Source organism: Marinobacter fuscus (assembly GCF_003007675.1).
GTDB classification, from domain to species: Bacteria; Pseudomonadota; Gammaproteobacteria; order Pseudomonadales; family Oleiphilaceae; genus Marinobacter; species Marinobacter fuscus.
Window position 1 is genome coordinate 1 of sequence record NZ_PXNP01000019.1, and the last position, 26,382, is coordinate 26,382.

22 protein-coding genes are annotated in these 26,382 nt (G+C 53.0%); 2 read left to right on the plus strand and 20 right to left on the minus strand.

Going from position 1 to position 26,382, the window contains the following annotated elements; translation table 11 throughout:
* On the plus strand, positions 1-639 hold a 639-nt coding region (locus C7H09_RS04870), incomplete at its 5' end, for a transposase (RefSeq protein ID WP_165794783.1).
* Positions 640-875: 236 nt separating this feature from the next.
* Here the strand turns inward: C7H09_RS04870 and C7H09_RS04875 are convergent.
* From C7H09_RS04875 to C7H09_RS04920, 10 genes are all read right to left on the minus strand, one after another.
* Complete coding sequence (locus C7H09_RS04875; protein WP_165794784.1) at positions 876-2,459, minus strand: class I adenylate-forming enzyme family protein; 1,584 nt, start codon at positions 2,457-2,459, stop codon at positions 876-878.
* A gap of 63 nt (positions 2,460-2,522) precedes the next feature.
* Entirely contained in the window at positions 2,523-3,572 is a 1,050-nt protein-coding gene (locus tag C7H09_RS04880) for an MBL fold metallo-hydrolase (protein ID WP_165794785.1), read from the minus strand.
* On the minus strand, positions 3,565-5,241 hold the full coding sequence (locus C7H09_RS04885; RefSeq protein WP_106761492.1) for a long-chain-fatty-acid--CoA ligase: 1,677 nt from the start codon (positions 5,239-5,241) through the stop codon (positions 3,565-3,567). The genes C7H09_RS04880 and C7H09_RS04885 overlap by 8 nt, the downstream gene beginning before the upstream one ends.
* 57 nt (positions 5,242-5,298) lie before the next feature.
* The gene (locus tag C7H09_RS04890) at positions 5,299-6,423 is read right to left on the minus strand and encodes an acyl-CoA dehydrogenase family protein (protein WP_106761493.1); all 1,125 of its coding nucleotides are present in this window, start codon (positions 6,421-6,423) and stop codon (positions 5,299-5,301) included.
* Positions 6,424-6,554: 131 nt separating this feature from the next.
* A complete protein-coding gene (locus tag C7H09_RS04895; protein ID WP_206074267.1) occupies positions 6,555-8,114 on the minus strand; it encodes a DHA2 family efflux MFS transporter permease subunit in 1,560 nt (519 codons plus the stop codon).
* Positions 8,101-9,171 (minus strand): HlyD family secretion protein, encoded by a 1,071-nt coding sequence (locus C7H09_RS04900; RefSeq protein ID WP_165794786.1) that lies wholly within the window; start codon positions 9,169-9,171, stop codon positions 8,101-8,103. The genes C7H09_RS04895 and C7H09_RS04900 overlap by 14 nt, the downstream gene beginning before the upstream one ends.
* Positions 9,172-9,276: 105 nt before the next feature.
* A complete protein-coding gene (locus tag C7H09_RS04905) occupies positions 9,277-10,092 on the minus strand; it encodes an HpcH/HpaI aldolase/citrate lyase family protein (protein WP_106761496.1) in 816 nt (271 codons plus the stop codon).
* A 31-nt stretch (positions 10,093-10,123) separates the two neighbouring features.
* Positions 10,124-11,317: a CaiB/BaiF CoA transferase family protein gene (locus C7H09_RS04910; RefSeq protein WP_106761497.1), complete on the minus strand. Its 1,194-nt coding sequence runs from the start codon at positions 11,315-11,317 to the stop codon at positions 10,124-10,126.
* 30 nt (positions 11,318-11,347) lie between these two features.
* Positions 11,348-12,511, minus strand: a complete 1,164-nt coding sequence (locus C7H09_RS04915) for an acyl-CoA dehydrogenase family protein (protein WP_106761498.1) — start codon at positions 12,509-12,511, stop codon at positions 11,348-11,350.
* Positions 12,512-12,514: 3 nt separating this feature from the next.
* Positions 12,515-13,345: an HTD2 family dehydratase gene (locus tag C7H09_RS04920; protein WP_106761499.1), complete on the minus strand. Its 831-nt coding sequence runs from the start codon at positions 13,343-13,345 to the stop codon at positions 12,515-12,517.
* Positions 13,346-13,505: 160 nt separating this feature from the next.
* Between C7H09_RS04920 and C7H09_RS04925 the strand changes: the two genes are divergently transcribed.
* On the plus strand, positions 13,506-14,402 hold the full coding sequence (locus C7H09_RS04925; RefSeq protein ID WP_106761500.1) for a LysR family transcriptional regulator: 897 nt from the start codon (positions 13,506-13,508) through the stop codon (positions 14,400-14,402).
* 32 nt (positions 14,403-14,434) lie between these two features.
* Here the strand turns inward: C7H09_RS04925 and C7H09_RS04930 are convergent, their stop codons facing one another.
* The 10 genes from C7H09_RS04930 to C7H09_RS04990 all read right to left on the minus strand — a co-directional run bounded on the left by C7H09_RS04930 (position 14,435) and on the right by C7H09_RS04990 (position 26,369).
* The gene (locus tag C7H09_RS04930) at positions 14,435-15,220 is read right to left on the minus strand and encodes an enoyl-CoA hydratase/isomerase family protein (RefSeq protein WP_106761501.1); all 786 of its coding nucleotides are present in this window, start codon (positions 15,218-15,220) and stop codon (positions 14,435-14,437) included.
* A 17-nt stretch (positions 15,221-15,237) separates the two neighbouring features.
* The gene (locus C7H09_RS04935) at positions 15,238-16,326 is read right to left on the minus strand and encodes an acyl-CoA dehydrogenase family protein (protein ID WP_106761502.1); all 1,089 of its coding nucleotides are present in this window, start codon (positions 16,324-16,326) and stop codon (positions 15,238-15,240) included.
* Between the two features lie 33 nt (positions 16,327-16,359).
* Positions 16,360-17,520, minus strand: coding sequence for an acyl-CoA dehydrogenase family protein (locus C7H09_RS04940; RefSeq protein ID WP_106761503.1), 1,161 nt, complete (start codon positions 17,518-17,520; stop codon positions 16,360-16,362).
* Positions 17,521-17,704: 184 nt separating this feature from the next.
* Positions 17,705-19,051 carry a TRAP transporter large permease gene (locus tag C7H09_RS04945; protein ID WP_106761504.1) on the minus strand — a complete coding sequence of 449 codons (1,347 nt, stop codon included), beginning with the start codon at positions 19,049-19,051 and terminating at the stop codon, positions 17,705-17,707.
* On the minus strand, positions 19,051-19,650 hold the full coding sequence (locus C7H09_RS04950; protein ID WP_106761505.1) for a TRAP transporter small permease subunit: 600 nt from the start codon (positions 19,648-19,650) through the stop codon (positions 19,051-19,053). The genes C7H09_RS04945 and C7H09_RS04950 overlap by 1 nt, the downstream gene beginning before the upstream one ends.
* Before the next feature lie 124 nt (positions 19,651-19,774).
* The gene (locus C7H09_RS04955; protein WP_206074269.1) at positions 19,775-20,851 is read right to left on the minus strand and encodes a C4-dicarboxylate TRAP transporter substrate-binding protein; all 1,077 of its coding nucleotides are present in this window, start codon (positions 20,849-20,851) and stop codon (positions 19,775-19,777) included.
* Between the two features lie 163 nt (positions 20,852-21,014).
* Complete coding sequence (locus C7H09_RS04960; protein ID WP_106761506.1) at positions 21,015-21,449, minus strand: PaaI family thioesterase; 435 nt, start codon at positions 21,447-21,449, stop codon at positions 21,015-21,017.
* 79 nt (positions 21,450-21,528) lie between these two features.
* Positions 21,529-22,587: a C4-dicarboxylate TRAP transporter substrate-binding protein gene (locus C7H09_RS04965; protein WP_106761507.1), complete on the minus strand. Its 1,059-nt coding sequence runs from the start codon at positions 22,585-22,587 to the stop codon at positions 21,529-21,531.
* 173 nt (positions 22,588-22,760) lie between these two features.
* Positions 22,761-24,038, minus strand: coding sequence for a group II intron reverse transcriptase/maturase (gene ltrA / locus C7H09_RS04975; RefSeq protein ID WP_106761509.1), 1,278 nt, complete (start codon positions 24,036-24,038; stop codon positions 22,761-22,763).
* Between the two features lie 777 nt (positions 24,039-24,815).
* On the minus strand, positions 24,816-26,369 hold the full coding sequence (locus C7H09_RS04990) for an acyl-CoA synthetase (protein ID WP_206074270.1): 1,554 nt from the start codon (positions 26,367-26,369) through the stop codon (positions 24,816-24,818).
* Between the last annotated feature and the right edge of the window lie 13 nt (positions 26,370-26,382).

The window sequence follows — 26,382 nt, forward strand, 5'->3', positions numbered from 1 at the left end:
CAGGCACTGCGATTACTGAACCAGTATGGCGACCGCAGCGTTAAACCCCGGTTGTACAGCCTGCACGAACCGGAGGTGGTGTGTATCGCCAAAGGCAAGGCCCGCACTCGCTATAAGTTCGGCTCCAAGGTCAGCGTGGTGACCACCGCCAAAGAGGGCTTCGTGTTGGATTGCCAGGCACTGGCCGGCAACCCCTACGATGGCCACACCGTCGATACGGCGCTCAAACGAGTGCTTCTGCATACCAGCAAGATGCCGGAGCATCTGCTGGCTGACCGTGGCTACCGAGGTAGCGAGAGCACATTCCTCTCCAAAATTCATATCACCGGCAAGCGGAGAGGACGCGGCAAAGCCCACCCCGATCAGCAACACCGGCGAAACAGTATCGAACCGATCATCGGACATCTGAAAAGTGACGGCCTGATGTTCCGGAACTTCCTCAGAGGGTTTGCGGGAGACAAGATACACGCGGTTCTGTGCGGTGTGGGCCTGAACCTGAGGAAGGTTTTGAGGAAGCTCGCCAAGCTTCTTTGGCTCTGCCAAAAGAAGAGGTATTTACGCCTGATTTTGGCTATTTTTTGTTCGACTCTGGCCTTGCCGGAGGAATCAATGGAGACCGGTGAATTGCTGGTTATCTGAAAGCGGCGTTTTTGCAGGGCCGACTACGTAGAGGATCTGGATAGCACTTTAAGTTTTGAGGCGAAGTGCCAGCAAATAGCCTTCAACACGGATGACTTTGCTGAAGGCATACGTGCACATCAGAGCAAGCAAAGGCCTGAATACAAAGGGCAATAAATAATGAGCACAGCAACACCCCAGTCCAGCCTTCGGCTAGTCTGAGGCGTGGACCCGGCACCTCTATAGATTTACCCTGCTCACTTAATAATCATTTTCCGGACAGCCGACTTCAAAATCTTGTTAACAGACGAAATCGGCAAAGGTTCATCAACAAAAGTCACCGCAACAGGGCATTTGTAATGTGCAATAAACCCGCGACAATGGTCCTTTATCTCCTGCTCGGTCGCACTGCCAGGCTCGGCCAACCTCACAACCGCATGAACAGCTTCGCCCCACTTTTCATGGGGAATCCCAATCACAGCGCACTCGACTACCCCCGGATATCGTGACAGTACATTCTCGACTTCAATCGGATAGACGTTTTCACCACCGCTGACAATCATATCTTTGATCCTGCCAGACAAGAAAAGATATCCGCCTTCGTCAAAGTAACCACTATCCCCGGTGTAATACCAACCGTCACTCAAAACAGCATCTGTGAGTTCGGGCGCCCGCCAATACCCTTTCATCACGTTGGAGCCCTTTACTGCAATCTCACCGACCTGCCCGACAGGCAAAACCTTTCGCTGCGAATCTACAATGCGGACATGGTTATGGAACACCGGGCGCCCTACAGATTCAAGACGTGTCAATCTTTCTGGTTCGAGAGAGTGGTCATCACCGTCGAGCACGCAAACCACGGGCGATGCTTCGGTCATACCATAAGACTGGGCAAACGAAACGCCGGGCAATTCATTCAAGGCCCGCTCAAGCAAAGCAACCGGCATCGGTGCCGCGCCATAGGTAATCAGGCGAAGACTGGAAAATTCAAAGTCAGAAAACTGAGGATGTTCGAGCATCATCTGCAACATAGTGGGAACTATCTGCATGGTGTTGATGCGGTACCGTTGCACTGCATCCATGACGGCCATCACGTCAAACCGAGACAAAATTACAGAATGGGTACCAGTCATGGTGGCGGTGAAAACGCGGGATCCTGCTGCCGTATGGAACAAAGGGCTAGCCAGCAAGTGGGTTTCCCGCTCCGTCATCCGATACCAGGACAATCCCCCCAAGGCGTTTGTAAACTGGTTATTATGAGTAAGCATGACTCCCTTTGATCGTCCCGTCGTGCCACCGGTATAGAAAATCAAAAGGGTGTCATCACCACTACTACCGAAGGAACACTGTGGCTGAGGTGAAGACAAAAGATTTTCGTAACCTTCCATACTTTCCGGAGGTGCACCATTACCGGCATAGATGACGGTCTTCAACCAAGGGCAGGCATCCATCAGCAGTTGAGCCTGTTCAATGTGATGTTCGTCTACTAACAAGAGCTCAGGCCGGGCATCTTCCATACAGGCAATCATCTCAGCGGTAGAGAGCCGGAAATTCAGAGGTAACGCGATAGCACCTGCTTTGGGGGCAGCGAAAAAAAGCTCAAAACACCAATGCGAATTGAAACCCAGATAGGCGACGCGGTCCCCCGCAACAATTCCTTTCGCGGCTAAAACCTCTGCAAAGTTGCAACAGCGCTCATAAGTCTCTCGCCAGCAGAAAGTTCGATCTTCAAATGTTATAGAAGGGCTGTCCGGCCAGAGCTCGGCGGCCCTCTCCAACAGATTCTGAACGGCGATAGATGATGGTTGCCCTGAGTCGCAACCAAGTTTTGCTGAAGACATCATAACTCCCGATAAAATTTATTTTTTATGCAATATCAAGCACGGCTTTGACCCGGCTTATGTCTACCTTAGTCCGTACCAATGAGCGCCCCGAGCATCGACGGAAAACCCAACTGTTCCCTCACTGATAAGATAATTCAGGCAGGCCAGAGCTTCGCCTGTCGCAAGATTAAAGATCATGAAGTGATCGTGATTTATGTGGCGACCGAAGATCACCTCAAACAGATCGACAACTCTCTTGGGCCCTTCTAACAACGCATTCCGTAAACGATTGAAAGCTTGCTCCTGGCTATGCAGCAAGCTATCAATCCGTGCGTGCAACCCTTCAAAACAGCGCTGGTGGGCTGGCAATACGAGCACATCATCTGGCACTTCGTTTTTGAGTTTTCGCAATGAGGCAAGCCAATCCTCCATCGGATTTGCATTGGGCTCTAAAGGAGTTACCGATACGTTGGATGAGATTCCCGGCAGCACCTGATCCCCCGAAATGAACAACCCGCTCTTTTCTGAATAAAGACATGCATGCTCTGGAGAGTGGCCGCTTCCAATGATCACTTTCCACTCATGGCCACCAAATTGGTGACACTGGCCTTCTTCAAGGCGCCTGTAGCTGCGGGGCAAACGGTAGATACGCTTGCCATAATTTGGATAGTGGTCCAGGTAACCCTGGATGGCATCATCGGACCAACCTGCCGCGATCTGAAATGCTCTAAAGTCATCGGGCGTTTGATCGTCCTCAGCATGGGAGATCATTGTCTGACAGGTATGATACTCCGTCCGGGTCATCCAGAACTCTTCAGCGCCGCTCTCCATCAACCAGCCAGCCAAACCGACATGGTCTGGGTGCAAGTGGGTGACAATAACGCGCTTGATACGCATTCCATTCGGCATCTGAGCCATGAGAGCGCCCCAGGCATCTCTGGCTTCCTGAGTATTCATGCCGGTATCAACCAGAGTAAAACCATCTGCATCTTGCAGCAGCCAGACATTGATGTGATTCAGCTTACCCGCCAGCGGGATGCGAGCCCAATGCACATTCGGCGCCACCTCCAGCATTTCTGCAGGGCCGGGGCTGTGCCTTGCACCCTGAATCTTCGAAGCCAACTCAGACATTAGCTGCGCTCTCCTCGAACGCTTCGTCCTGCAGTTTTCTCCACATAATTTTTCCCGTACCGGATTTGGGCAGTGCATCTACGATGTGTACAGAGGTAGGCACTTTGTAAACCGCCATGTTCTCCCTGCACCAGGCAATAATATCGGCCTCGGAGAGGTTCTCAGGAGCGCCCACCTTCAGAACAACCAGCGCCCGCGCAGTTTCGCCCCGTTTGGGGTCTGGTGCTCCAATCACGCAGGCCTCCTGTATATGCGGGTGACCATACATAATGCTCTCGACTTCCGCCGGCCACACCTTGAACCCAGAGGCATTGATCATCCGTTTGAGACGGTCAACCATGAAGAAATAGCCTTCATCATCGATATAACCCAGATCCCCTGTGCGCAGGAATCGATTACCATCGAGTTCGATAAAGGTCTTCTCCGTGGCTTCAGGATTGTTCCAGTAGCGGAGCATCACCTGATTGCCGTGCAGAACGATTTCACCTGTCTCGCCCTGCGACAACTCTTTGAGCGTGGCCGGATCGATAATTCGTGCATCCACGTTAAAACTGGGGATGCCAAGGCACTGGCGCTTACCACGCTCGATCGGATTGCCAAGAATAAAGGCCGCCGTTTCGCTCAGCCCGTATGCTTCGTTGTAGGAGATGCCGAATTCATCCCGCAACTTCTTCGAGATTGCTTCCGGCATTGCTGCACCGCCGCCCATCAATCGAGTCAGGCTTGAAACGTCCCGCCCTGCCAGCGCGGGGTTCGAAAAGAAATCCACAATCATTGAAGGCGGCGCACTCCAGACATTCACCCCGTAACGCTCAATCAGTGTCAGTGCAACATCACGATCCCAGCGCTGCATCAACACAGAAGTGGCGCCGGTCAGCAGGGGTGAGTTCATACCGCCCTGCATGCCCAGGAAATGAAACAGGGGAGCTATCGCCAGAGCGGTCTGTGCAGAAGAGCCACCTCGCCAGATCTTTGAGCTCTCAATCGATGCCATCACAGTGAAATGGGAGTGAACACATCCCTTTGGGTTTCCAGTAGTACCAGAGGTATAACCGATCACGGCCAAATCTTCACTGCATCCAGAAAACTCCATCGGCTCGTGGCTCTGGGCCAGCGCATCCGTCCATAGAACAATACCAGCACCGGAATGCTGAACCCGGGGTTCCTGCACCGCAGCCGGAAGGTTGAGATCCGTATCCTCCTTAATGAAATCAGAATAGGCGTGGACAATCAGATGATCCAGATCCCCGGCAAACAACAGTGGCTCAGCGTTACTGAACAACTCCTGTGCAGCAAGGGCCACCCGGGCGCCACTGTCGGTAACACAATAGCGAAGCTCCTCGCCCAGGTTCATCGGGTTAACCGGCACCACCACACCCTGTGCGCGCAAGACGGCATAGTAACCGATCACGAACTGAGGGCAGTTCTGCGAATACAGTGCCACCCTGTCGCCGGGCTTAACCCCGCACACTTTCTGCAGGTAACCGGCCAGTAACTCGACCTGTTCAGACAATTCAGAGTACGTCAACACAGTGTCATAAAACACGATCGCTGGCTTGTCGGGGTAACGCCCGGTGGCGACCTCCAGGTTGTAGTACAAGCTCGTCTTTGGGACATGAAGCTCTCTGGGGAAGCCCTTGGGCCAATACTCGGTTGTCGCAGCACTCATATTTATTCTCCTGCGTTAACGTCTCTTATCTCAATTTCCGGAACTCTGACTTCATAGTCAGAACATTTTTCTCGCAATCAGCTCTTTCATGATCTCGTTAGAGCCGCCATAGATCTTGCTGACTCGGGCATTGGCGTACATCTTCGCAATCGGATATTCGAGGATATAGCCGTAACCGCCATGCAACTGGAGGCACTCGTCAATCACTTCGCAGTTCTTTTGGGTAGCCCACCACTTCGCCATCGCTGCAGTCGTTGTATCAAGCTCGCCGGCCAACAATTGCATCATGCACTGGTCAACAAACGTCGTCGCAATGGTGGCAACCGTCTGACATTCAGCAAGTTTGAAGCGGGTGTTCTGCATCTGGCTGAGGCTCTGGCCGAACACTTCCCGCTGACTCACATATTCACGGGTAAACTCAATGGCCCGATGCATGCTCGCTTGGGCACCCAGAGCGATGATCATCCGCTCCTGCGGCAGCTGCTGCATCAGCTGAACAAAACCCTTTCCTTCCTCTGCACCGAGCAAGTTGCTGACTGGCACCCGGACTTCATCAAAAAAAAGTTCTGCCGTGTCCTGGGCTTTCTGACCAATTTTCTCCAGCAACTTACCCCGGCGGAAACCTTCAACCTCATCCGTCTCAACCATGATGAGTGAAATCCCCTTTGCCCCCAGTTCTGGGTTGGTCTTGGCAACAACGCAAATCAGGTTGGCGTGGTAGCCATTGGTGATGAACGTCTTTGAACCGTTAATGACATAGTGTTTTCCATCCCGGGCCGCCTTGGTCCGAACACTTTTAAGATCGGAACCAACCCCTGGCTCAGACATCGCAATCGCAGCCACCAACTCACCGGTTGCCATGCGTGGCAGCCATTTCTGCTTCTGCTCTTCACTTCCATAGGCGAGGATATAGTGCGACACAATGCCGTTATGCACACCAATACCAAAGTTGACCAAGGCCCGTGTAATTTCGATGTTGATGATGGCCTCATGGGTAAAATCACCGCCGCCACCTCCGTATTGCTCCGGAATACTTGCACACAGCAGGCCCATTTCACCGGCGCGGGACCAGGCCTCTCGATCAACAAACCCCTGCTTTCCCCAGCGGTCCTGATTAGGCACAAATTCCTTTTCCAGGAACTTGCGTACCGAATCACGAAAAATTTCCAGCTCTTCAGTCATCCACGGAGATCTGTACTGTTGGCCCAAAATCTTGTCCTCTCTATTTGTTATGCAGGCCACTTGGCTCAAAAACTCGACTCCAGAGTAAAAGCCAAACAGACTTTTCCCAATGGCAATAATGGGTGTTTTGATTAGCAATTCTGGTACCGGCTACCGCTTGCACCCTTCATCAGCCAGGCTGGCAACAGTGCAAACCCAAAAATCAATGCCAGAACCAGAAAGCTATCCCTGAAACCACTCTCATACCCCTGAAACCAGACCAACTCCCCCAACTGATAGCGAGCAAACATCCCAACAAGCTCCGGGCTGAGACCAACCACCTGATACCCATTTTCAATGGCAGTGAGCCATTGACTGGTTACAACATTTCCTGATGTCTGGGTGCTGGCGATCGCTGCTGCGTGAAAAGAACTGCGCCACTCCAGAACAACAGCCAGTACGTTCACCCCGACAGCGCCGCCTAACTGCCGAGCAAAGTTGTTTGCTCCGGCTCCCTGACTCAGTAAATGATCCGGAAGCACCTTTAACGACCCGGTACTCAGAGACGGCATTCCCAGCCCCAGTCCCAAGCGCCCCACCAGCACCCAGCCGCCCAGAACCCAGGGCAAGGTGCTTACATCCACCTTCGCCAGTTCCCAGCAGGACCAGGCAAAGAGCATCACACCTGAAGCAATCAGGATACGAGCCGGATAGAGGTCACTCATTTTGCCGGCAATCGGAAAAATGAACCCCATCGCAAGTCCCGCGGGCATCAACAGAAGGCCTGAGGCTGTCGCTGTGAAACCCTGAATTTCCTGTACAAACAAAGGCACCAGATAGGTTGAACCAAACAGCCCGGCACCGTAACAAAAGGCCACCAAAGACCCTGCCGCAAACCCGGGGTTGGCAAAGATCCTCACTGCCAGAAGTGCTTTGTCACTTCGCCACTCCCAAGCGATAAAGACCACGGCAGCAGCCAGTGCGAGCGCTCCGCCCCCCACAATCGAAAACGAAGTCCAACCCAGACGCTGACCGTTCGACAGCGTCCACAACAACGCAGAAAGAGCAATGCACAACAGGAGAAACCCGCCCCAATCAAAGGGGCTGCGCACGGAGTCTGACTCCCGGTCAGGCGCAAAAAAGAGCGCCAGAACTATGCCAACGAGACACGCTGGTAGCGGCAGAAAAAAAACAGCCCGCCAGCTCATCAGATCAACAAGAAAGCCCCCCAAGGCAGGGCCAACAGCGGGCCCAAGAATAACGCCCAGGCCATAAACCCCCATCCCTAGCCCCCGTTGATCCGACGGAAAAACCCGGAAAATAACAGTCATAGCCAAGGGCTGAATAATGCCCGCCATCGCCCCCTGCACCACCCGGGAAACAATGACCATATCTTCGTGCACGCTCATGCCGCCAATCGCCGCCGCAAGGATGAAAATGACCATCGCACCGATATAAGCCGCCTTCATCCCGAAGGATTCAAGCACCCACGAACTCAACAGCATAAAAGACGCCATGGCCGCCAGAAATCCAGTCGAAAGCCACTGAGCCTTGGTTTGGGCAATTCCAAAATTCCCCATAATGTCCGGAATGGCTACGTTAACGATGGTTGCCGCAAGCGTCATCGATAAAGTACCAAGCATGACTGTCAAAGTGCTTAGCCACTTGTAGGCAGGCCCGTAGCGATCAAACAGCTGATCAATCCCGGACACGTATTCCAACCTCCACCATCATGCCCGGACGTAGCCGCGGGTCAGGCGCATCAAAGCGAATGCGAACAGGTATACGCTGGGTGGTTTTCGTGAAATTGCCACTGGGATTCGGGCTCGGAATCAGCGCAAACTCGCTCGTAGTTGCATAGCCAACACGGGTAACCTCTCCCTGGAATGTTTTCTCCGGCATAGCATCTACCGTGATAATCGCCGCCTGACCCGGAGAAATTTTCCGTATGACGGTTTCCTTGACATTAGCCTCCACCCAAAGAGAGTCTGGTGAATAGGCAAGCATCAGCGTCTGCCCCACCTGCACAAACTCACCCTGCTCGACGAAAACCTTGGCAACCCGACCAGGCAGCGGGCTGAGCACACTATGATCCTCAAGTCTCAGTCGAAGCCTTTGCTCCTCTGCATCGAGCTCGGCAATTTCCTGAGTGACGACACCCTTTTGGCCGGCAAGCACACCCTTGCGCGCCAAAGAGGCTCGGGCCTTCTCCAAAGCCGCATTGGTTGATCGAAGCTCACTGCCCGCGAAACTGACTTTGACATCTGCTTGCTGGCGACGATACGTAGCATCTGCGAGCTGCTGGGCCGAAACCATCGCGTTTGCGGTCATGCCCTCCAGGCGCCTCAAATCAGCCGCCGCCTTCTCAAGTTCAAGCTTGGCTTGATTGAGTTCTATCTGAGCCCTGGCTACTGCTTCTTCAGCCAGAAACAATTCGGCCCGGTCTACAGCTTCGACATAGGCCAGTTCCGCATCCAGGCGGTCCAGCTCAGCGCGCAACGTGGCCTGACGGCTAACCAGAACTTTCAGCTCAAGACGGAGCTCTCCGCTATCAATAGTCACCAGAGGCTGAGACTTTAAGATCTCATCGCCCTCGTCAACCGCGACCTGATCCAACCATCCGGGTAACCTGGACGCTACGGCGACCATGTCGCTCTTGATGCGTGCGTCCACTACGTGCACGTGACTCATCCGGTAAAAAAGCCACTGGGCGACAACCACCAACAGCACGCCAAGCAAGGCCAGAGTGACAACAAGCTTCGTTGTCACTCTACCTCGATTGTGCGAAATCCCGATCACAGGGTTGGGCATGGTCTCGTCCTTTGTGCCATTCTTGTGGACTAAAACGTCATATGACTAGGGCGGCATCAAGGCTCAAGCGACGCGCGCCAAGATGCTCCTCGCCATGGCGATTACAGGTGCATCAACCATCTGACCATCTACCTTGAACGCACCTTCGGCTGATTCTGCAGCGATTATCACTCGTTCCGCCCACGCCACCTGCTCCTGCGTCGGTGCAAATCCGGTCTGCACAGGTCCAACCTGCTTCGGGTGAATACACAACATTCCGGCAAAGCCCATGTTACGCACCCGGCGAGCACGCCGTGTCACTGCATCAGGGTCATCAAAGACCGGGAACACTGTCTCAATCGGCGCCGGCAGTCCCGCAACTCGAGAAGCAATCAGCAACTGATACCGGCAATGGTCGAGAATAACCTGGGCACCTTCAGTGTCCCCTTCAATGCCCAGGTCATCGCTCAGGTCGAGCCCCCCATAACTGAGTCTTTCGACTCCCCTGGCTGCTGCAATCTCATTCACAGACCTGATTCCCAACGCCGTTTCGATTAGCGGAATCACCGGCTTTCCGGCCTCGGTTGCAGATACAATGTCGGCGGCAGACTCGGCTTTCGGCAGCACGATTCCTGCAACATTTTCATGCTTGCGACACAGATCAAGATCTGCTGAAAACTCCGCGGTTCCACGTGCATTCACACGAACGAAAACCGCAGATTCGCGGTGCGTGGCCAGGAAGGCGTCCAGTGCGGCCCGGGCCTCCTCTTTTGCGCCCGCTGGTACAGCGTCTTCAAGATCCACGATCACCGCGGCGGCACCGGAAGCGACTGCCTTAGGGATGCGTTCAGGCTTCGTTGCCGGAACAAAAAGCATGGTAGTCAAGTCGTTGGCGGTCATGGCCAGACTCCTGTTAACAATAGATAGGGCGTCAGACGATGCCCTGATTGATAAAGTTATGCGTTTGATTCTCGCTGTAGCCCAACTCACTCAGGATCGCTGTCGTGTGCTCGCCCAGGGCAGGAACGGCCGAAACGGTGTCATCAAACCAGATTCCTGGTGCCTTCAAAAATGGAATGACTCCAGCAGGTGTTTGCACCTCTTGCCAGCGGCCACGGGCTCTTAGTTGTGGGTGAGCCCACACATCGGCCATATTGTTTACCAAAGCATTGGCTATCCCGGCGTCATCGAGACGGTTAACCACATCTTGCGTCGACATTGATCGGAATGCGGCGGTTATCCGGGCCGAAAGCTCAATCCGGTGTTCCGACCTCAGAGGTACATCAACATAAAGGGGATCAGACGCCAGACTGTCATCTTGCAAGACCTGTTCACAGAAGACCTTCCACTCCCGGTTATTCTGCAGGCCCAGCATCACCACACCGCCATCACCAATAGAAAACGGACCGTAGGGATAGATTGTTGCGTGGGATGCGCCAGCCCGGGGAGGTGGCTGAGCCCCTTCGAAACTGTAGTAGAGTGGGTGCCCCATCCACTCAACCAGACATTCAAGCATCGACACATCGATGTGAGATCCTTCGCCAGTGCGGGCCCGCAACAAAAGTGCCGACATGATCGATGAGTAAGCGTACATACCCGCCGAGATATCAGCGACAGAGCAACCTGCTTTGGACATCCCGTCTTCTTCCGGGCTTCCGGTCACCGACAAGAATCCACTCTCACTCTGGATCAAAAGGTCATAAGCTTTCTTATGCTGGTAAGGGCCACCCTGCCCATAACCCGAGATGTCACAAACAATCAGGCCCGGATATCTGGCCTGGAGCGTAGAGAAGGAAAGCCCCAGACGCGAACACGCACCCGGCGCCAGATTCTGAACAAACACATCCGCCGTCGATAAAAGCTGATGGAGGATATGCTGCCCGGTCTCTGACTTAACATTGAGCGTCAAGCTTTCTTTCGATCGGTTCGCCCAGACAAAGTGCGAAGACAAGCCTTTCACCCGGGTGTCATAGCCCCGGGCGAAGTCCCCTTCGCCCGGCCGCTCGATCTTGATAACCCTGGCTCCCTGTTCCGCCAGATGGCGGGTACATAAAGGAGCGGCCACCGCCTGCTCAAGCGCTACAACGGTCACCCCCTCCAAAGGAAGCTGTCTTCGATTTTCCATCTCCACAAGACCATCCCAAACAGCAGATTCTCAGAATGAACGAGGCAACTCCAACAAGTGCTCCGCAACGTAAGACAGGATCAGGTTGGTTGAGATAGGCGCAACCTGATACAGGCGAGTTTCACGGAACTTCCGCTCAACGTCATACTCGTTCGCAAAACCAAAGCCGCCATGGGTCTGCAGGCAAGCGTTTGCCGCTTCCCAGGAAGCCTCAGCTGCCAGGTACTTAGCCATGTTTGCACTGGCGCCGGCATTGCGACCGCTGTCGTATTCTTCACACGCTCTCCAGCGCATCAGATCTGCTGCCTCAACGTTGATGTGCGCCTTGGCAATCGGAAACTGAATCCCCTGATTTTTGCCGATGGGGCGACCAAACACTTCCCGGTCATTGGCGTAGTTTCGGGCCTTTTCGATAAACCAGCGGCCATCACCGATGCACTCGGCGGCGATCAACGCGCGCTCTGCGTTCAGGCCATCGAGGATATAACGGAAGCCTTTTCCTTCTTCCCCGATCAGGTTCTCCGCCGGAATTTCCAGGTCGTCAAAAAACAGCTCGTTGGTTTCGTGGTTGACCATGTTAGCAATCGGCTGAACGGTCAGACCGTTACCAATAGCTTCGTGCAGATCGACAATAAAGATCGACATGCCCTCCGACTTCCGGGTCACTTCATCTAGCGGCGTTGTGCGGGCAAGCAGAATCATCAGGTCTGAATGCTGGATTCTGGAGATCCACACCTTCTGACCGTTGATGACGTACTTATCACCCCGCTTAACTGCGGTGGTCTTGATCTTGGTTGTATCCGTACCGGTCGTTGGTTCAGTTACACCCATAGACTGCAAACGCAGCTCACCAGCCGCAATTCTTGGCAGGTACTTCTGCTTTTGCTCCTCGCTACCATGACGCAACAGGGTAAACATGTTGTACATCTGCCCGTGCACGGTTCCGGAGTTTCCACCAGCGCGATTAACCTCTTCCAGGATGACCGAAGCTTCGGCAACGCCGAGGCCAGATCCCCCATATTCCTCAGGAATCATCGCGGCCAACCAACCGGCCTTGGTCATCGCCTCAACAAACTCTTCGGGAAACGCTTTACGCTCATCAACGCTGCGCCAGTAGGCCGCATCAAACTCAGCGCACAACCCACGCACGCCTTCGCGAATATCTTCATACTTGTTTAAGGAAGGGCTAGTCATCTTTCAGTTCTCCTCGAATTCAATTTCAGCCTCATGCGCAGGGCCATCCTCGTTGGCGGCCCAAAGCAATGCACGACGTTCGCCATCCATTCGGCCTTCTACGTTAAAACTTTTATTGACTGTCAGAGGGCGTAAACCACGATAAGACAGTTTTTTCGGGCGCAAGCCCGGATTGGCCTCCAGAAACGCCTGCAACATCAAAGTGGCAATCAGCGGACCGTGGACCACAAGATCCGGATATCCTTCTACCGAGGTTGTATAGGGATGATCGTAGTGAATACGATGGCCATTGAACGTGACCGCGGAATAGCGGAACAGTAGCAGTGGTGACGGCGTAATAGTCTGGCTCCACTCTGCATCCTTAATCGGCTTATCCAGAGACAGGCGGGGGGGCGCCGGAGCCTTGTAGACAATATCCTGCTCTTCAGAAATACACAGTTCACCGTCCTGACGATATTCATGGCCCACCGTCACAAACAACAACTTACCGGCTCTGCCCACTTTTTCCTGAACGGCAAGAATTTCTGAGCTACGCTCAGCAGCCACCCCGACTTTAAAGGGCTGGTGAAACTCCACCCGGCCACCTGCCCACATGCGGGTATCGCCCGCAGATTTCGGCAAAAAACCACCGGGGGCGATATGCCCATCCGGTCCTGTTCCAGAGGGTGGAACCGGAATCTGAAAGTATGCCCAATGCCACAAGGGAGCCAGAGAATCCCCCTCTGCCGGCGCAGCCCTGTCGAGCGTTGCGGCAATACGTTCCGCATGCGCCGGATCAAGCCTGTCACAGCGTGTTTCCCGCTTACCAATCCAATCTTGTGGTGAACTTGCCATACCAAACCTCTATCAATCTTTATTCTGGGTTCTGCACCTTCCCAATAATGCCGTTATAATAGATGCGGTAGAATTTGTTTTTTCGCAAGGGGCCTTTCGGTTTTCTTGAACATCTTGCTAACCTACCCATTTCTCCAACATCTAATCGGCTGCAGCAACCATGCACTTCAACATTCCCGACCTGAACCTGTTCATCCATGTCGCGGAGGCCAGCAGCCTGACCGGCGGTGCCCGGCGAGCCAACCTCTCAACTGCTGCCGCCAGCATGCGCATCAAATCGCTCGAAGGTCAGCTCGAAACCCGGCTGTTTTACCGTGACAGTCAGGGGGTGGAGCTGACGCCTGCCGGACACGACCTCCTGGTTCATGCACGCGCGATCATGAGACAGGTCGATTACATAAAAGACGAATTTTCACAATACGCCGAGGGTCAGTCTGGCCATTTAAGGATTTTCGCCAATACAACCGCTGTCAGTGACTTCATGCCCGATGTACTTGCTCGCTTCTTGGTTGACCGACCAGGTGTCACCATTGACTTGCAAGAGCGCATGACTCACGAAATCGTTCGCGGCGTACTGGACGGCTCATCCGATTTGGGTGTAATTGCCGGCCCGGTGAAAGACGCCAAAAAGCTTCAGGTCATACCTTTCAGCGTCGACCGCCTGGTACTGGTTACACCTCACGATCACGAGCTGGCCAGAGAGGCCCAGGTATCCTTCCGGCAAAGCTTGGGATACCCTCACATCGGGCTTCGTGAAACCAGCACTTTGTTCCAGTTCCTGAAAAGCCAGGCTCAGGAAGCCGGTGTAGACCTTCAGATGCGCATCCAGGTTTACGGCTTTGAGTCTGCCTGTCGAATGGTCAGCCGAGGCGTCGGCATCAGCATCCTGCCCCGCTCCATTGCCCACCGCTATGCCGATTTCATGAACATCCACACCGTAGACCTGGCCGATGACTGGGCTGAACGAGAGCGCAGCCTGATCGTGCGGGAACTGGACGCCCTGCCGAAATGCGGCAAAGCCCTAGTCGAGCAATTTCAAAATCTTACAGAGCACTAAAGTACTCAGGACAATTGCCTGACGAGCCCCATCTAACCTCGACGAAATACACCGGGGCGACGCTCTGTTACTGCCGTCACACCCTCTTTGTGATCCAGCGTCTTGGCCAGGCACACCTGCTCTGCAAACTCATGCTCGAGATGACTCGCCAACTGCTCGACCAGACCACTGCGCATCGTGGAGCGGGTTGACTCAACCGCCAGCGGTGCACACTGGGCGATCTCAGTCGCAAATTCGATGGCGGCAGATTGCACTTCTTCAGCATCTACCAGTAAGTCGGCCAGGCCAAACCTAAGAGCCTCTTCACCTTTGATGCGGCGACCGGTCAACAACATCAGCTTTGCATTTTGCTCCCCAATCAGTTTTGGAAGAACCAGACTGATACCAAAGCCCGGATGCACCCCTAGCTGAACGAAGTTCGCGGCGAAGCGGGTTTCATGACACACCACTCGGAAATCCGGCACCAACGCCAATCCCAGTCCGCCGCCAATCGCGGGCCCTTGAATGGCACCAACAACCGGCTTGGTAAATTTATAAAGCCTGATCGCTTCCTGATACAGACTCAACGCATTGTGGTCCGAAGTCTCATCGAACAGACCAGCTCCGCTCCCCGAAAAATCCGCGCCGGCGCAAAATACTCTGCCCTGCGCGGCAAGCACAACGGCCCGACAGCGATCATTCCGCTCCAGTGTTTCAAAGGTGTCCGCGAGCTGCTTGATCAGCTCCACATCAAAGAAATTAGTGGGTGGGCGACAGATCTCGACCACCACCACATGCTCACCACACCACTGCACATTCAAATCGTCATAATCAGTCACAGTAAACACTCCCTATATTATCGAGTCGCCAAATCCCACGCTTTACCGAGCACAGAATCGCCATGACCGGATTGCACCTCGTCTTGAATCAGCTCACCAATATACTCCGACCAATAAAACTCGGAACCAAACTCTTCCCGCCAACTCCAGACCCGGCGAGTAAAATGTTGCAACGGGTATTCATAGCTGAACCCCATAGCACCATGAGCCTGGTGGGCGTTTTCCGGAACTTTCTGAGCCGCCTCGCCGGCAACAAACTTCGCCGATGCGATGGCGATAGCAGTTGAACGATCACCACGAAGTGGCCGTTCCGCATTGCTAACGGTGCGTACAGCCTGTTGAACCGCAGCACCGGCAAGCGCTGTCTCCCCGACGATATCTGCGACCCGATTCTGAACAGCCTGAAACTTACCCAACGCTCGCCCGAACTGCTTGCGCTCAGCCACATAGTCAAGTGTCAGTTCCCCAACCCGGTCCAGAGCGCCAACGATCTGAACGGCGCGCAGCAAAGCACAGAACTGCCGAAGGCCGTCTTCGGTGAGATTTTCAATACGCCCAGACAGTTGGCTGGGTATAGCGGAACGCAAGATGATCCTTGTGCGTACTTCTCCGGCCAGATTACGCCGATGCTCCATATCAATGGTCGACGGTGCGAAAGAAGCGACTCTCAGATGACCTTTTTCGAGCACAGGCACAACAATCACCGATGCCTCGTGAGCGCCGGAAGCCATCTCAATGGTGCCATTCACTTCACCACGCACCGCAACCGGAAGCTCACCCCCATCGTACCCCAGGGCCGTCCAACGTCCGGGAACGGTCAGCCCGCTGACAGCCAGCAACAGATTTGCCACCAGTGTCTCCGCAAGCGGTAATGGGAGTGCAAAAGAGGCAGCCTTACGAATTAACTCGAACCCCAGCGCCAGCGAACCACCAACACCCCCAAACTCCTCAGGCACCCACGCCAAAGGTAATCCAGAATCAAGAATTGCATTTGCCAGATCTTCCGGCACCTGCCCCTGTTCATACCGCACCGCCGCTTCGGTCGTGCAGATATCGCTCAGCAGCCGCTCGGCTGCATCAAGGATAAGCAGATCAGTCTCATTCATAGTATGTCCTTAGCCCGTTCGGCGCGATGCGACTTATCGGAGCCCGATTCCCCGGGCTACAATGCCTTTGAGCACCTCATTGGTCCCCCCACGCAACGTAAACGACGGTTGGCGTAACAAGCTATCCGTCATCAAGTCATCGAGAACATCGCCATTACCACTTTTCCAGAGGATTGGCCGGAACGCTCGTAGCCGCTCAACCACGTCCTGCTCAAAACGCGTTCCCAGATCTTTCACCAACGCCGCCTCAACATCCGGAGACTTACCGGACTCCAACAGTGCAGCGACACCCAGTGACATCGCCCTCAGAGCCCTAACACGGGCGATAATGCCGCCTACAATAGCCGCCTGGCGCGCATCCAAATCCGAAGCCGCCCGAACCAAGGCATGCTCAACCACAATGAACGTACTCAAAAAACGTTCCGGCCCTGAGCGTTCCAGAGCAAGCTCACTGGTAATCTGTTTCCACCCCTCACCAACCTTCCCAAGCACGGAGTCATCCGGTACAAAAACGCTATCAAAATGACTTTCATTAAAGTGCATCAGGCCACTCATATCCCGAATGCCACTGATCGCAACACCCTGGGAATCAAGCGGAACGAGAAACTGGGTCAACCCTTCGTGGCGTTTACCCTCAAGCGGATCGGAAGTCCTCGCCAGAACCGTCATGTACTGGCAATGCTGTGCACCTGAGGACCAAAGCTTGGTACCTGTGATTTCCCAACCGCCATCAACTTTTCGCGCCCTGGTTTTGACCGATGCGAGATCAGAGCCAGCCTCAGGCTCACTCAATCCCAACGCAAAAAAACACTCACCTGCAGCGATACGCGGAAGAATGTTGCGCTTCATATCCTCGGTACCAGAAGAGAGAATAAGCGGACCACTTTGCCGGTCGGCAATCCAGTGCGCATGCACGGGCGCCCCAACGGCTAATAATTCTTCGGTAATCACATATCGATGGAGCGCACTCAGCTCTCGCCCACCGTACTGTTTGGGCCAGGTAACGCCGAGCCAGCCCTTTTGGCCAAGCTTACGACTGAAATCCAGATCAACCCCAGCGCACCAGCAGTCGGTTACCGGAGTAAAGCGATCATTGCAGATTTCCTCACGCAAGAAGGTTCGGACTTCACTTCTGAGATCGTAGATGCTCTGATCAAGTTCAGGAGCCGGAAAGTTAAAACGGATTCCACTCATACCAAATACTCGCTGTTGCTTTTACGTCAGCTCTGGCAAAAAAAAGGGTTTTCTTTAACAAGAAAACCCTGACCCAAATAAGGGGGTAGACAAACAACAATACAACACCAATATCAATCAATTAACTGCAGGTTACAAATACCAAAGAGAGATAACCCGTATAAAAAACCGGCATCCCTTAATCTCACCCCATTGAATTCGGTATGAGTAGTGAAATGATCGGGAACGCAACAATTAAAGCCAACACGATCATATCCACCGTTAAAAACTTGATCACACCCGAGAAAATTGTATGCACCTTTATATCTTTGCCAACAACACTATTGATGACAAATACATTCATACCAAGTGGCGGCGTCACAAGACCAATTTCCAGTAGTTTGACAACAACCACGCCAAACCAGATCAGATCCATCCCCATCCCTTCAACCACAGGAATCACGAACGGAAGGGTCAACAGCATGGTACCAATGGAGTCGAGAAACATACCAAGAACAATGTAAAGCAACACAATACAGAAAAGTACTTGCCAGGTTTCAAGCCCAAGCCCTTCAACAAATCCAACGAAAGCCCCGGTAACACCGGTTAACGACACGAAGGAGACAAAGATCTTTGCACCGACTGCAATAAAAAATAATGACGCGGTCTGGAAAGTGGTTTCCTTCATGGAACCAAGGAAATCTTCCCACGAGAGTCTGCGTGATATAACACCAAAACCAACCGCAAACACGAAGCACACTGCGGCGGCCTCGGTCGCCGTGAACACGCCGCCGTAGATCCCACCAATGATAATGAACATCAGCATTAATGCCGGCCAACCTTTAACGGCTGCCCTGAACCGATCTCGATTGGTAATCACAATATCCTTCGGCGCCGGCGCATGATGGGGCTTGAGAATCGCCCAGACCATAACCACAAGAATGAAGCCAGTTATTGTCAGAATACCCGGCAACACCCCCGCCAAAAACAGCTTGTTTACCGACTGCTCCGTGAACATGCCGTAAAGAATAAACAGTACGCTCGGCGGAATGAGCGAACCCAGCGTCCCCCCCATAGCAACGGTGGATGTAGCAAGCTGCTTGTTGTAGCCAAAACGAAGCATCTCCGGCACACAGATGCGCCCCATTGAGGACGCACATGCCAGACTGGAGCCGGTAATTGCCGAAAAACCACCACAACCAAACAGCGAGGCTACAGCCAGCCCGCCAGGCATTTTCGCGAGCCAAACGCGGACTGCCTCATAAATGTCTGTGGTTATCCTGGTGTGGTAAGCAATATGACCCGCAGCGATAAACAACGGAATCATGCTCAACGAATAGGAGTGGATAAAATCAAAAGCATTGGACTCAATGAGAGCTAAGGCCGGTCTGAGACCACGCTCAAAGATAAAGTCGCTGCCAGGCCGCCAGGCATAGGTAATCAACGAGCAAATAGACGCTACCCCTACAAGGACATATGCGATAGGAACGCGCATAAAAAGAAGAAATAACGCCGAGCCAAATCCCCAGGCACCAATAACAGTCGGTTCCATTAGTAGCCACCCTCTTTCTCTGATCCTTCTTCCGGAGCATTCACTACGCCAAACACAACCAAAACATCAAAAATGGAAAGGTCGATAAGCCTGATAAAAAACAAGATATATCCACAGAAAAACAGGCTTCTACCTGGCCACTTTGGCAACTCAAGCAAGCCGAAAAAATAGGCACCCGAATCAACAACATCAATAAATGACAGATATGCAGCGTAAGTAATTGGAGCGACGGCAATAACGCCGAACACCGAGGCCAAAACATTCAACGCCTGCTGAATCTTGACACCGAATTTCTGGGTAAATATCTCTACGGTAATAAACCCTCTATCCGCCGCTACAAAAGCTAGCGGCAATACCAGGGCACCAATCATGAATTCGCCGACAATGACGACCTCATCTGGAATACCCGAATTAAATACAGTGCGCAAGAGAACGCTACTTGAAATCAATAATGCCAAGGCAAAGACACATATTACGCCGGCGTACAGAAAAACTTTCTCCACTCCGCCCAGAAAGCCACGAGAACTCAACAATACTTTCATTGGCGCAGAAGACGCAGACTTTGAGCTTTGAGCAGAAAAATTCAGTGAATTCGCCATACACACCTCCAGGCGAAGATCTGGCTAGCTAACCGCTAGCCCAGCTTCAGAAATTGTGATTATTGTTACTGAAAGAAGGTGATGAACCGGATCGGTCAGGCTGCCCGGCTCACCTGGAAGAGTATCAGGAGCGAGCCCAGGGATAGCCCTTCTCGTCTAGTTCGTTCTGATACTTTTTCAGAAGTGACTGATATTCTTTCCAAATCTGAGCGCCATCATATCCCGCCTTTTCCATGTCACGAATCCACTCTTTGATGTACTTATCAGATTCTGCGAACAATTCTGCCCGTTTCTCATCAGACCAGCGGATGACTTCCACTTTGTTGCCTAATGAACCCGTCGGCAATTCAGCAAGAACTTTTTCTCGATCTTCAACCAGCTTTTGCGCATAGTGGTCAATCATCTCAGAGCCAACTTGGCGCATGAGACTGCGCTGCTCATTCGACAAATCATCCCAGCTCCACTTGTTCATAACCATGGCGAAGCCAGCAATCTGCCCCCAGTCCATTACCGCCACACTATTAACAACCTCAGGGGTTTTAAAAGCTCGCATTGCGTAGAGGTAAGTTCCTGAGCAATCAACCAGACCGGTATCCAATGCCTGATAAACCTCTGAGAAAACAAAGTTCACCATGTTTGAACCCGCATCATTCAGGATCTTGGCATAAATTGCCGATGCACGGATCTTCTTACCTTCAAAGTCAGACAACGATTCCAGCCGGGCATCACCAGCGCACTCAAACTGCATCGGACTTGTAGTAAAATTGGTCACATATACAACATCGTTATCTTCAAACGCCTGTTGCATTTGTGCATTGGTGGTCATCAGCTCATACATAGCCCGCATACCAACCCACGAATCCGATTGCGGAACAGGAACATCTCCCACACTGAGTGCTCGCATTTTTTGTGGCGCATACGCCGCCAGAACACTTCCCATGTCAGCGGTACCTGAACTAACCCCCCCCAAAATGGCACTGTACTTCAGCAAAGCCCCGCCCCAGTGAATATCGAGCTTCAAATCGCCATTCGACCGCGCTTCCAACTGGTCAGCAAAGTACTGCAGGGCATCAGCACGGGCCCCCCGGTTCGGAGAAGCCTCACCGTAACGGAACGTCGTCTCAGCGGCTGCTGCACCGATTGTGGACAATGAAATAATCGAGCCGGCGATCATTGATTTGATCAATTTATTGAAGGCCATCTGCTATACCTCTTATTTTTGGATTAATTGGCGCTGGTGCAATAAACGGGAAATAATTTCGTGAAAACCGATCACGCTGTTCAAAAAACTAACACCACCAACCAATAACAACAACTCACCATATTCTATAGTCGCTATGCCGGCATTTTATGGTCACCCCCCTCTAGAGGGCGACGCCTTTATCCTCTGCACCACCAGAAATGTACTTAAGCGAAAACTGCCCGGTCGCAATGACTTTATCTTCACAAGTTATCCTAACGTCAGCGAAGAAAATCTTACGTCCGCGGCTCACCATCCTGGCCTCGACCCTCAAAACCCCTTCCTTTACGGCGTTCACAAATTGCGTACTCATCGAAATGGTTATGCAACGCCGGACATTCCCGGGCACCGTGCAATACGTTCCACATAGGCCCGCCGCACTGTCGAGCAATGAAGCAAATACCCCCCCATGCACCAATCCATTTCGGTTCATATGCTTCGATTGCACCGGCGCCGTAATGACTGCATACCCCGGGCTCCACTCCTCGATAGCAAAACCCAGAACCTCACGGAAGCCACTCATGTTTTCGGCTTCCAGTGCAATATTTTCTTGACTCATAACATTCACGCTTCTTTACAGTACGCCCCACCAGGCTTTTCAACATGCCGGGGGGCGCATTGACCTCTACCCGTGAAATTTATCGCTCCCACGGATACCCAAGTTCTTCTTTCTCTTTTTCATATCTGGCAACAATATCCATGTACTGTTCCCATATTTTCTCGCCGCTAACGCCAGATTTATTCAGCAACTCAATCCAGTCTTGCGTGTATTTTTCAGACGCCTCAACCAGTCTCTGACGCTCTTCCGGGGCCCACCGAGTAACGGGAACCTGATTACCAATCTCCCCGGTCTCCAAGCCATCCACAACACTATCCATCTCTTCTACCTGAAGACGGGCAAAATAATCGATCATATTGGAGCCCGCTTCCCTCAACGCCTTTTGCTCGGAAGCGCTAAGGTATGACCAACTGTCAGCATTCATGACAATTGCGAAGCCTGCGATCTGTCCCCAATCCGAAAGGGACAAATGATCGATTACCTCGAACGTCTTAAGAGCCCGCACGGTATACAGATAGCTGGCGCTGCAATCCACCAGACCTGTATCAAGTGCTTGATAAATCTCACCAGCTGTAACACCTACAATTTCTGCACCAAGATCATTCAGTACTTTGCTATAAATAGCGACAGCCCTGATCTTTTTTCCTTTAATATCTTCTATGGACTCAATTTTATTAGACCCTGAGCATTCAAACTGAACCCCACTACTAGAGAAGTTCGTCAAATAAACCAGATTCTCTTTCTCCAGTAACTTTTTTAGGCTTTCATTTGTATTCATAAGCTCGTACATCGCCCGCATTCCCACCCAGGGATCTGCAGACTGGTGGGGAATATCACCAATCGCCAGGGCCTTGAGTTTGGTCGGCGCATAAACAGCGAGAACCGAACCTATATCTGCCGTCCCAACTGATAATCCACCAGCTGCAGCCTTATAGTCCAGCAATGCCCCACCCCAATGAATATCGAATTTCAGTTCACCACCGCTCAGCTCGGTCGCATTCTTCATGAAGTACTCGATCGCCTGGGCTCGGGTTCCCCGATTCGGCCCTGTTTCCGAGTATCGTAACGTGGTTTCTGCACTAAGGGAGATAGAGAAAAGGCTAATTGCCAATCCGCAAAACAGTTTCTTGATAATCATGATTCACTCCTTTGTTATTGTATTTCCCAAGCTAACACCGAAGCCTGTTAACAACCTCTATAATTTGTTGATATGCGCCATACAGGTCAGGCATATAGCGAGTAGGGTGAGGCGTTACCGCCTCATCCCTCTCACAGAACCGTACATACGGGCCACGTATACGGCTCATGCCATTAACTTACCCCGAACTCGGGGACGGTGATGCCGGTTTTGACCTTCGCAAGATCCATCAACTGCAGGTCATTGTGCAGGTAGGTGTTGGGCAGGGCCAGACTGGCCAGTGGAGATGCCGCATTGCGCCAGCTTTGCATCTTGATATGCCGGAACGGGGGTTGGTAACCCAGCTGTTTCAGCCTCCGATGCAGCCGACTCGGCTTTTTCCACTGCTTGAGCTGGATGCAGCGCAGGCGCCGCCTTAGCCAACTCATCACCTGCTTTAACACCCGCGCGCAGTTCGCCACCCGGAAGTAGCTGACAAAGCCCCGCAACACCGGATTCAGCTCACGTATAATGGCCGCGAGTCCGATGCCCCGGTTTCGCTTCGTCAGTGATTTCAGCTTCTGCTTAAGCCTGACCACCTTCTTTCCCTGTATGCAGGTGTACTTGCTATGTATCACCACGCCCAGGAACTTAACCCCTTCATCACTATGGGCGATGTGGGTTTTGGTGGTATTGACCGTCAGCTTCAACTCATTTTCCAGATAGCGCCGGGCAACCCGTAACGCATTCTCCGCGCCCGCTCGTGAGCCGCACAGGATCAGGATGTCGTCCGCGTAGCGGACGATCCGGTGACCCCGGGCTTTCATGAACTGGTCGAAGGCGTCCAGATAGACGTTCGCAATCAGCGGGCTGATCACGCCGCCCTGCGGGCTTCCCAGCTCCGTTTCTTCAAGGTGGTACCCCACCATCACGCCGCTTTCCAGGAACTGGCGCAGCAGTGACAGGACACTGCCGTCCGTGATCCGTTGGCGGAACTGGCGGATGATCAGGTCATGGTTGAGCGTGTCGAAGCATTTCGACAGGTCCATGTCCACAACCCAGTCACGCCGGTAGCGGCGGATAAACAACTCCGCCTTGCCGATGGCGTGGTGACCACTGCGTCCCGGACGATACCCGTAACTCGACGGGTGGAAATCCGGCTCGAAGATCGGTTCGATAATACGGCGCAGCGCCTGTTGCACAACCCGGTCCCGAACCGTCGGAATGCCCAGCAGACGCTCACCGCCGTCATCCTTGGCGATGGCAACGCGTCTGACCGGTTGCGCCTGATAGCGCTTTTCCTTCAGCTCGAGCAACAGGCACGACAGCTCCACCTCCAGATTCGCCTCAAACGCACTCAGGCTCTGCCCATCGATTCCGGCCGCGCCCTTGTTGCGTTTGATGTGTCTGAAGGCTTCATACAGGCGCTGTTTTGACAGCAATTGCCCGTACAGACTGTAGTATTTCCTCATGCCTGCTCATCTCTGTGGTGACGGCTTCGAGGATCGGTCTGGCTGCCGGTCTGTTTCAGGCGATCCGCCCGGGTACTAGCGCTCTGGCAATCTGCCGCCACGGTATCGCTCTACTCCCTTGTTCGGAGAACACCAGAGCCACTGCGTTCCCGCAGCACCCCGATGCACGTCCCTGCCCCGTCGGGCAGCTTGTGAACGCAGCGTCCACCTGTTCGCTCGTCGTCCGTCACTCTCGTTAATGACTTCCGCCCTTCGCATCCGACCAGAGCTTTTGACCCTGACCGGTCCGCTGAACCTCCGCCAGCGGTCGTTCCGGTTTTGTCCTCCACGCTGTTACCAGGCTTCTCAGGCCGGAACTTCCTCACTACTACGGCTTCATCTGCCACCTCGCACCGACTGCGGCCTCGGCTTTCACCTTGCGCCACAGCCTCCGGCATCGCCGGATTCGGTGTCAGGCTTCCCCGGTTACTGCACCGGCTCCCTGTTAACGATGCCACCCTCAAACACAGCCCAGGTCTGACTGAGTATCGGGCGTCGCGCTATTTTGCACGCTAACCCACCTGGGCTGCCGAAGCAGGTTCACTTGCGTTGTGTACCGTTAACTTCCTATGGCTTCCTTCAGACCCCACCGTTGGCCAGTGACGCCCTTGCCAGTCGGATTGTCTTCCCCTCAGTCGGGGTGACGCCATCTTCTTTCAGATGGCCGGGTTTGCCGGCTTCGCCGGGCAAACAAAAAAGGGCCTTAACGGCCCCTTTTCAGAAATACATATATTAGTTTCAGATCTTACGGCCTGAATTTTCCCAGTACTTATCACGAAGCCTTCGCTTAAAAATCTTACCTGAATCTTCCCTCGGCAAGTCTTTACCAATTTCAATGAAACGCGGAACTTTGAAACCGGCCAGATGCTCCCGTAGGAAGTTTTTTACATGGTCGACGGAAATACTGCTTCTAGGCTCTACCTCAAGCACCGCCATCACAGACTCACCAAACTCTTCGTCGGGAATCCCAAAAACGGCACAATCTTTCAGTCCCGGGTAGTTGTGAAGCACCGCTTCGATCTCCGCTGGATAGATATTCACACCACCAGATATCACCATATCCTTGGCTCGATCTGCTATAAACAGGTAGCCATCTTCATCCATGTAGCCCATGTCACCGGAGGTAATATAACCATCCCGGTCTATCTCAGCCCTCGCTTCTGGCTTGCCATGATAGGTAAAGTCCAATAGTGGAAACCGGGAGTAGATTTCCCCAATGGTGTTCGGTGGGAGGATGTTCCCATTCTCGTCCAGAATGCGGATATCTGCCTCCTCTACGGTTTTGCCGACGCTTCCCGGTTTGGCGAGAGCCTGCTCGGAATTCAGGGCCGTAATGGCATTAGATTCGGTAGAGCCATAAAACTCGTTGATCACTGGCCCGAACCATTCGATCATTGCCTTTTTCACATCTGCAGGACATGGAGCGGCGGCATGAATAACAAATTCCAGGGACGAAAGATCATACTTATTCCGAACCGCCTCAGACAGCTTGAGCATTCGGATAAACATGATGGGAACCATAATGGCACCGGTCAGTTTGTAGTCTTCGATCAACTTCAGCGTATCTTCCGCATCAAACCTTGGCACAATGACTAACAGATCGCTGATGGCTGAAGCCTGCATGGCATAGCCATTCGGTGCACTGTGGTACAAAGGTCCCGGAACCATACAACGCGCTTTAGGGGCACAGCCGTAGACCCGTGACCGGAAGTTTCGCATTGCTGCGGCATCGTCACCTCTGAGCGGAGCGCGTCGAACCCCCTTCGGATGCCCGGTCGTCCCCGACGTGTAAAGCATTGAGGAGGGCCCTACCACTGCTTCCTCTTCAGTAGGCTCACAAGAGTCCAGCCACTCCTGCCAATGAATCTGCTCAACCGGAACCCGGCAAACTTCAGGAGACAGACCGAATGCCTCATGAAGATCCTCAGGGGTTTCAACCACAAGGCAGGTCACGCCGTTCGGAATCGCGTCGTGGATTGATCGCCAGAGGTCAGCGTGAATGACCAGAACCTTTGCGTTACAGTCATTCAGAATGTAGCTGAGTTCCTCGCCAGCAAGGTGCCAGTTGATCGGGACTGCATAAGAACCAATAAAGTTGGCCGCGTGGTTAGCAATGAGGAAAGGAATATCATTGCGCATGAATATCCCGATACACTCACCTTCTTTAACTCCCAGCGCCTTAAACCCGGCCGCCGCCTTGCGTATCTCTTTCTGAAACTCCTCGTGGCTCAAATGCCGGTCGCCACAGACGATACCTTTGAATGTCTTTTTATCTACCATTGGGTCAGTCACTTAATTGTCTCCT

Coding starts and splice junctions, on each gene's coding strand:
- C7H09_RS04885 (WP_106761492.1), bottom strand. CDS start 5,241: ATGAGTGCTGCGACAACCGAGTATTGGCCCAAGGGCTTCCCCAGAGAG.
- C7H09_RS04960 (WP_106761506.1), bottom strand. CDS start 21,449: ATGAGTCAAGAAAATATTGCACTGGAAGCCGAAAACATGAGTGGCTTC.
- C7H09_RS04890 (WP_106761493.1), bottom strand. CDS start 6,423: ATGACTGAAGAGCTGGAAATTTTTCGTGATTCGGTACGCAAGTTCCTG.
- C7H09_RS04965 (WP_106761507.1), bottom strand. CDS start 22,587: ATGATTATCAAGAAACTGTTTTGCGGATTGGCAATTAGCCTTTTCTCT.
- C7H09_RS04945 (WP_106761504.1), bottom strand. CDS start 19,051: ATGGAACCGACTGTTATTGGTGCCTGGGGATTTGGCTCGGCGTTATTT.
- C7H09_RS04955 (WP_206074269.1), bottom strand. CDS start 20,851: ATGGCCTTCAATAAATTGATCAAATCAATGATCGCCGGCTCGATTATT.
- C7H09_RS04925 (WP_106761500.1), top strand. CDS start 13,506: ATGCACTTCAACATTCCCGACCTGAACCTGTTCATCCATGTCGCGGAG.
- C7H09_RS04920 (WP_106761499.1), bottom strand. CDS start 13,345: ATGGCAAGTTCACCACAAGATTGGATTGGTAAGCGGGAAACACGCTGT.
- C7H09_RS04880 (WP_165794785.1), bottom strand. CDS start 3,572: ATGTCTGAGTTGGCTTCGAAGATTCAGGGTGCAAGGCACAGCCCCGGC.
- C7H09_RS04905 (WP_106761496.1), bottom strand. CDS start 10,092: ATGACCGCCAACGACTTGACTACCATGCTTTTTGTTCCGGCAACGAAG.
- C7H09_RS04910 (WP_106761497.1), bottom strand. CDS start 11,317: ATGGAAAATCGAAGACAGCTTCCTTTGGAGGGGGTGACCGTTGTAGCG.
- C7H09_RS04915 (WP_106761498.1), bottom strand. CDS start 12,511: ATGACTAGCCCTTCCTTAAACAAGTATGAAGATATTCGCGAAGGCGTG.
- C7H09_RS04875 (WP_165794784.1), bottom strand. CDS start 2,459: ATGTCTTCAGCAAAACTTGGTTGCGACTCAGGGCAACCATCATCTATC.
- C7H09_RS04940 (WP_106761503.1), bottom strand. CDS start 17,520: ATGAGTGGAATCCGTTTTAACTTTCCGGCTCCTGAACTTGATCAGAGC.
- ltrA (WP_106761509.1), bottom strand. CDS start 24,038: ATGAGGAAATACTACAGTCTGTACGGGCAATTGCTGTCAAAACAGCGC.
- C7H09_RS04935 (WP_106761502.1), bottom strand. CDS start 16,326: ATGAATGAGACTGATCTGCTTATCCTTGATGCAGCCGAGCGGCTGCTG.
- C7H09_RS04950 (WP_106761505.1), bottom strand. CDS start 19,650: ATGGCGAATTCACTGAATTTTTCTGCTCAAAGCTCAAAGTCTGCGTCT.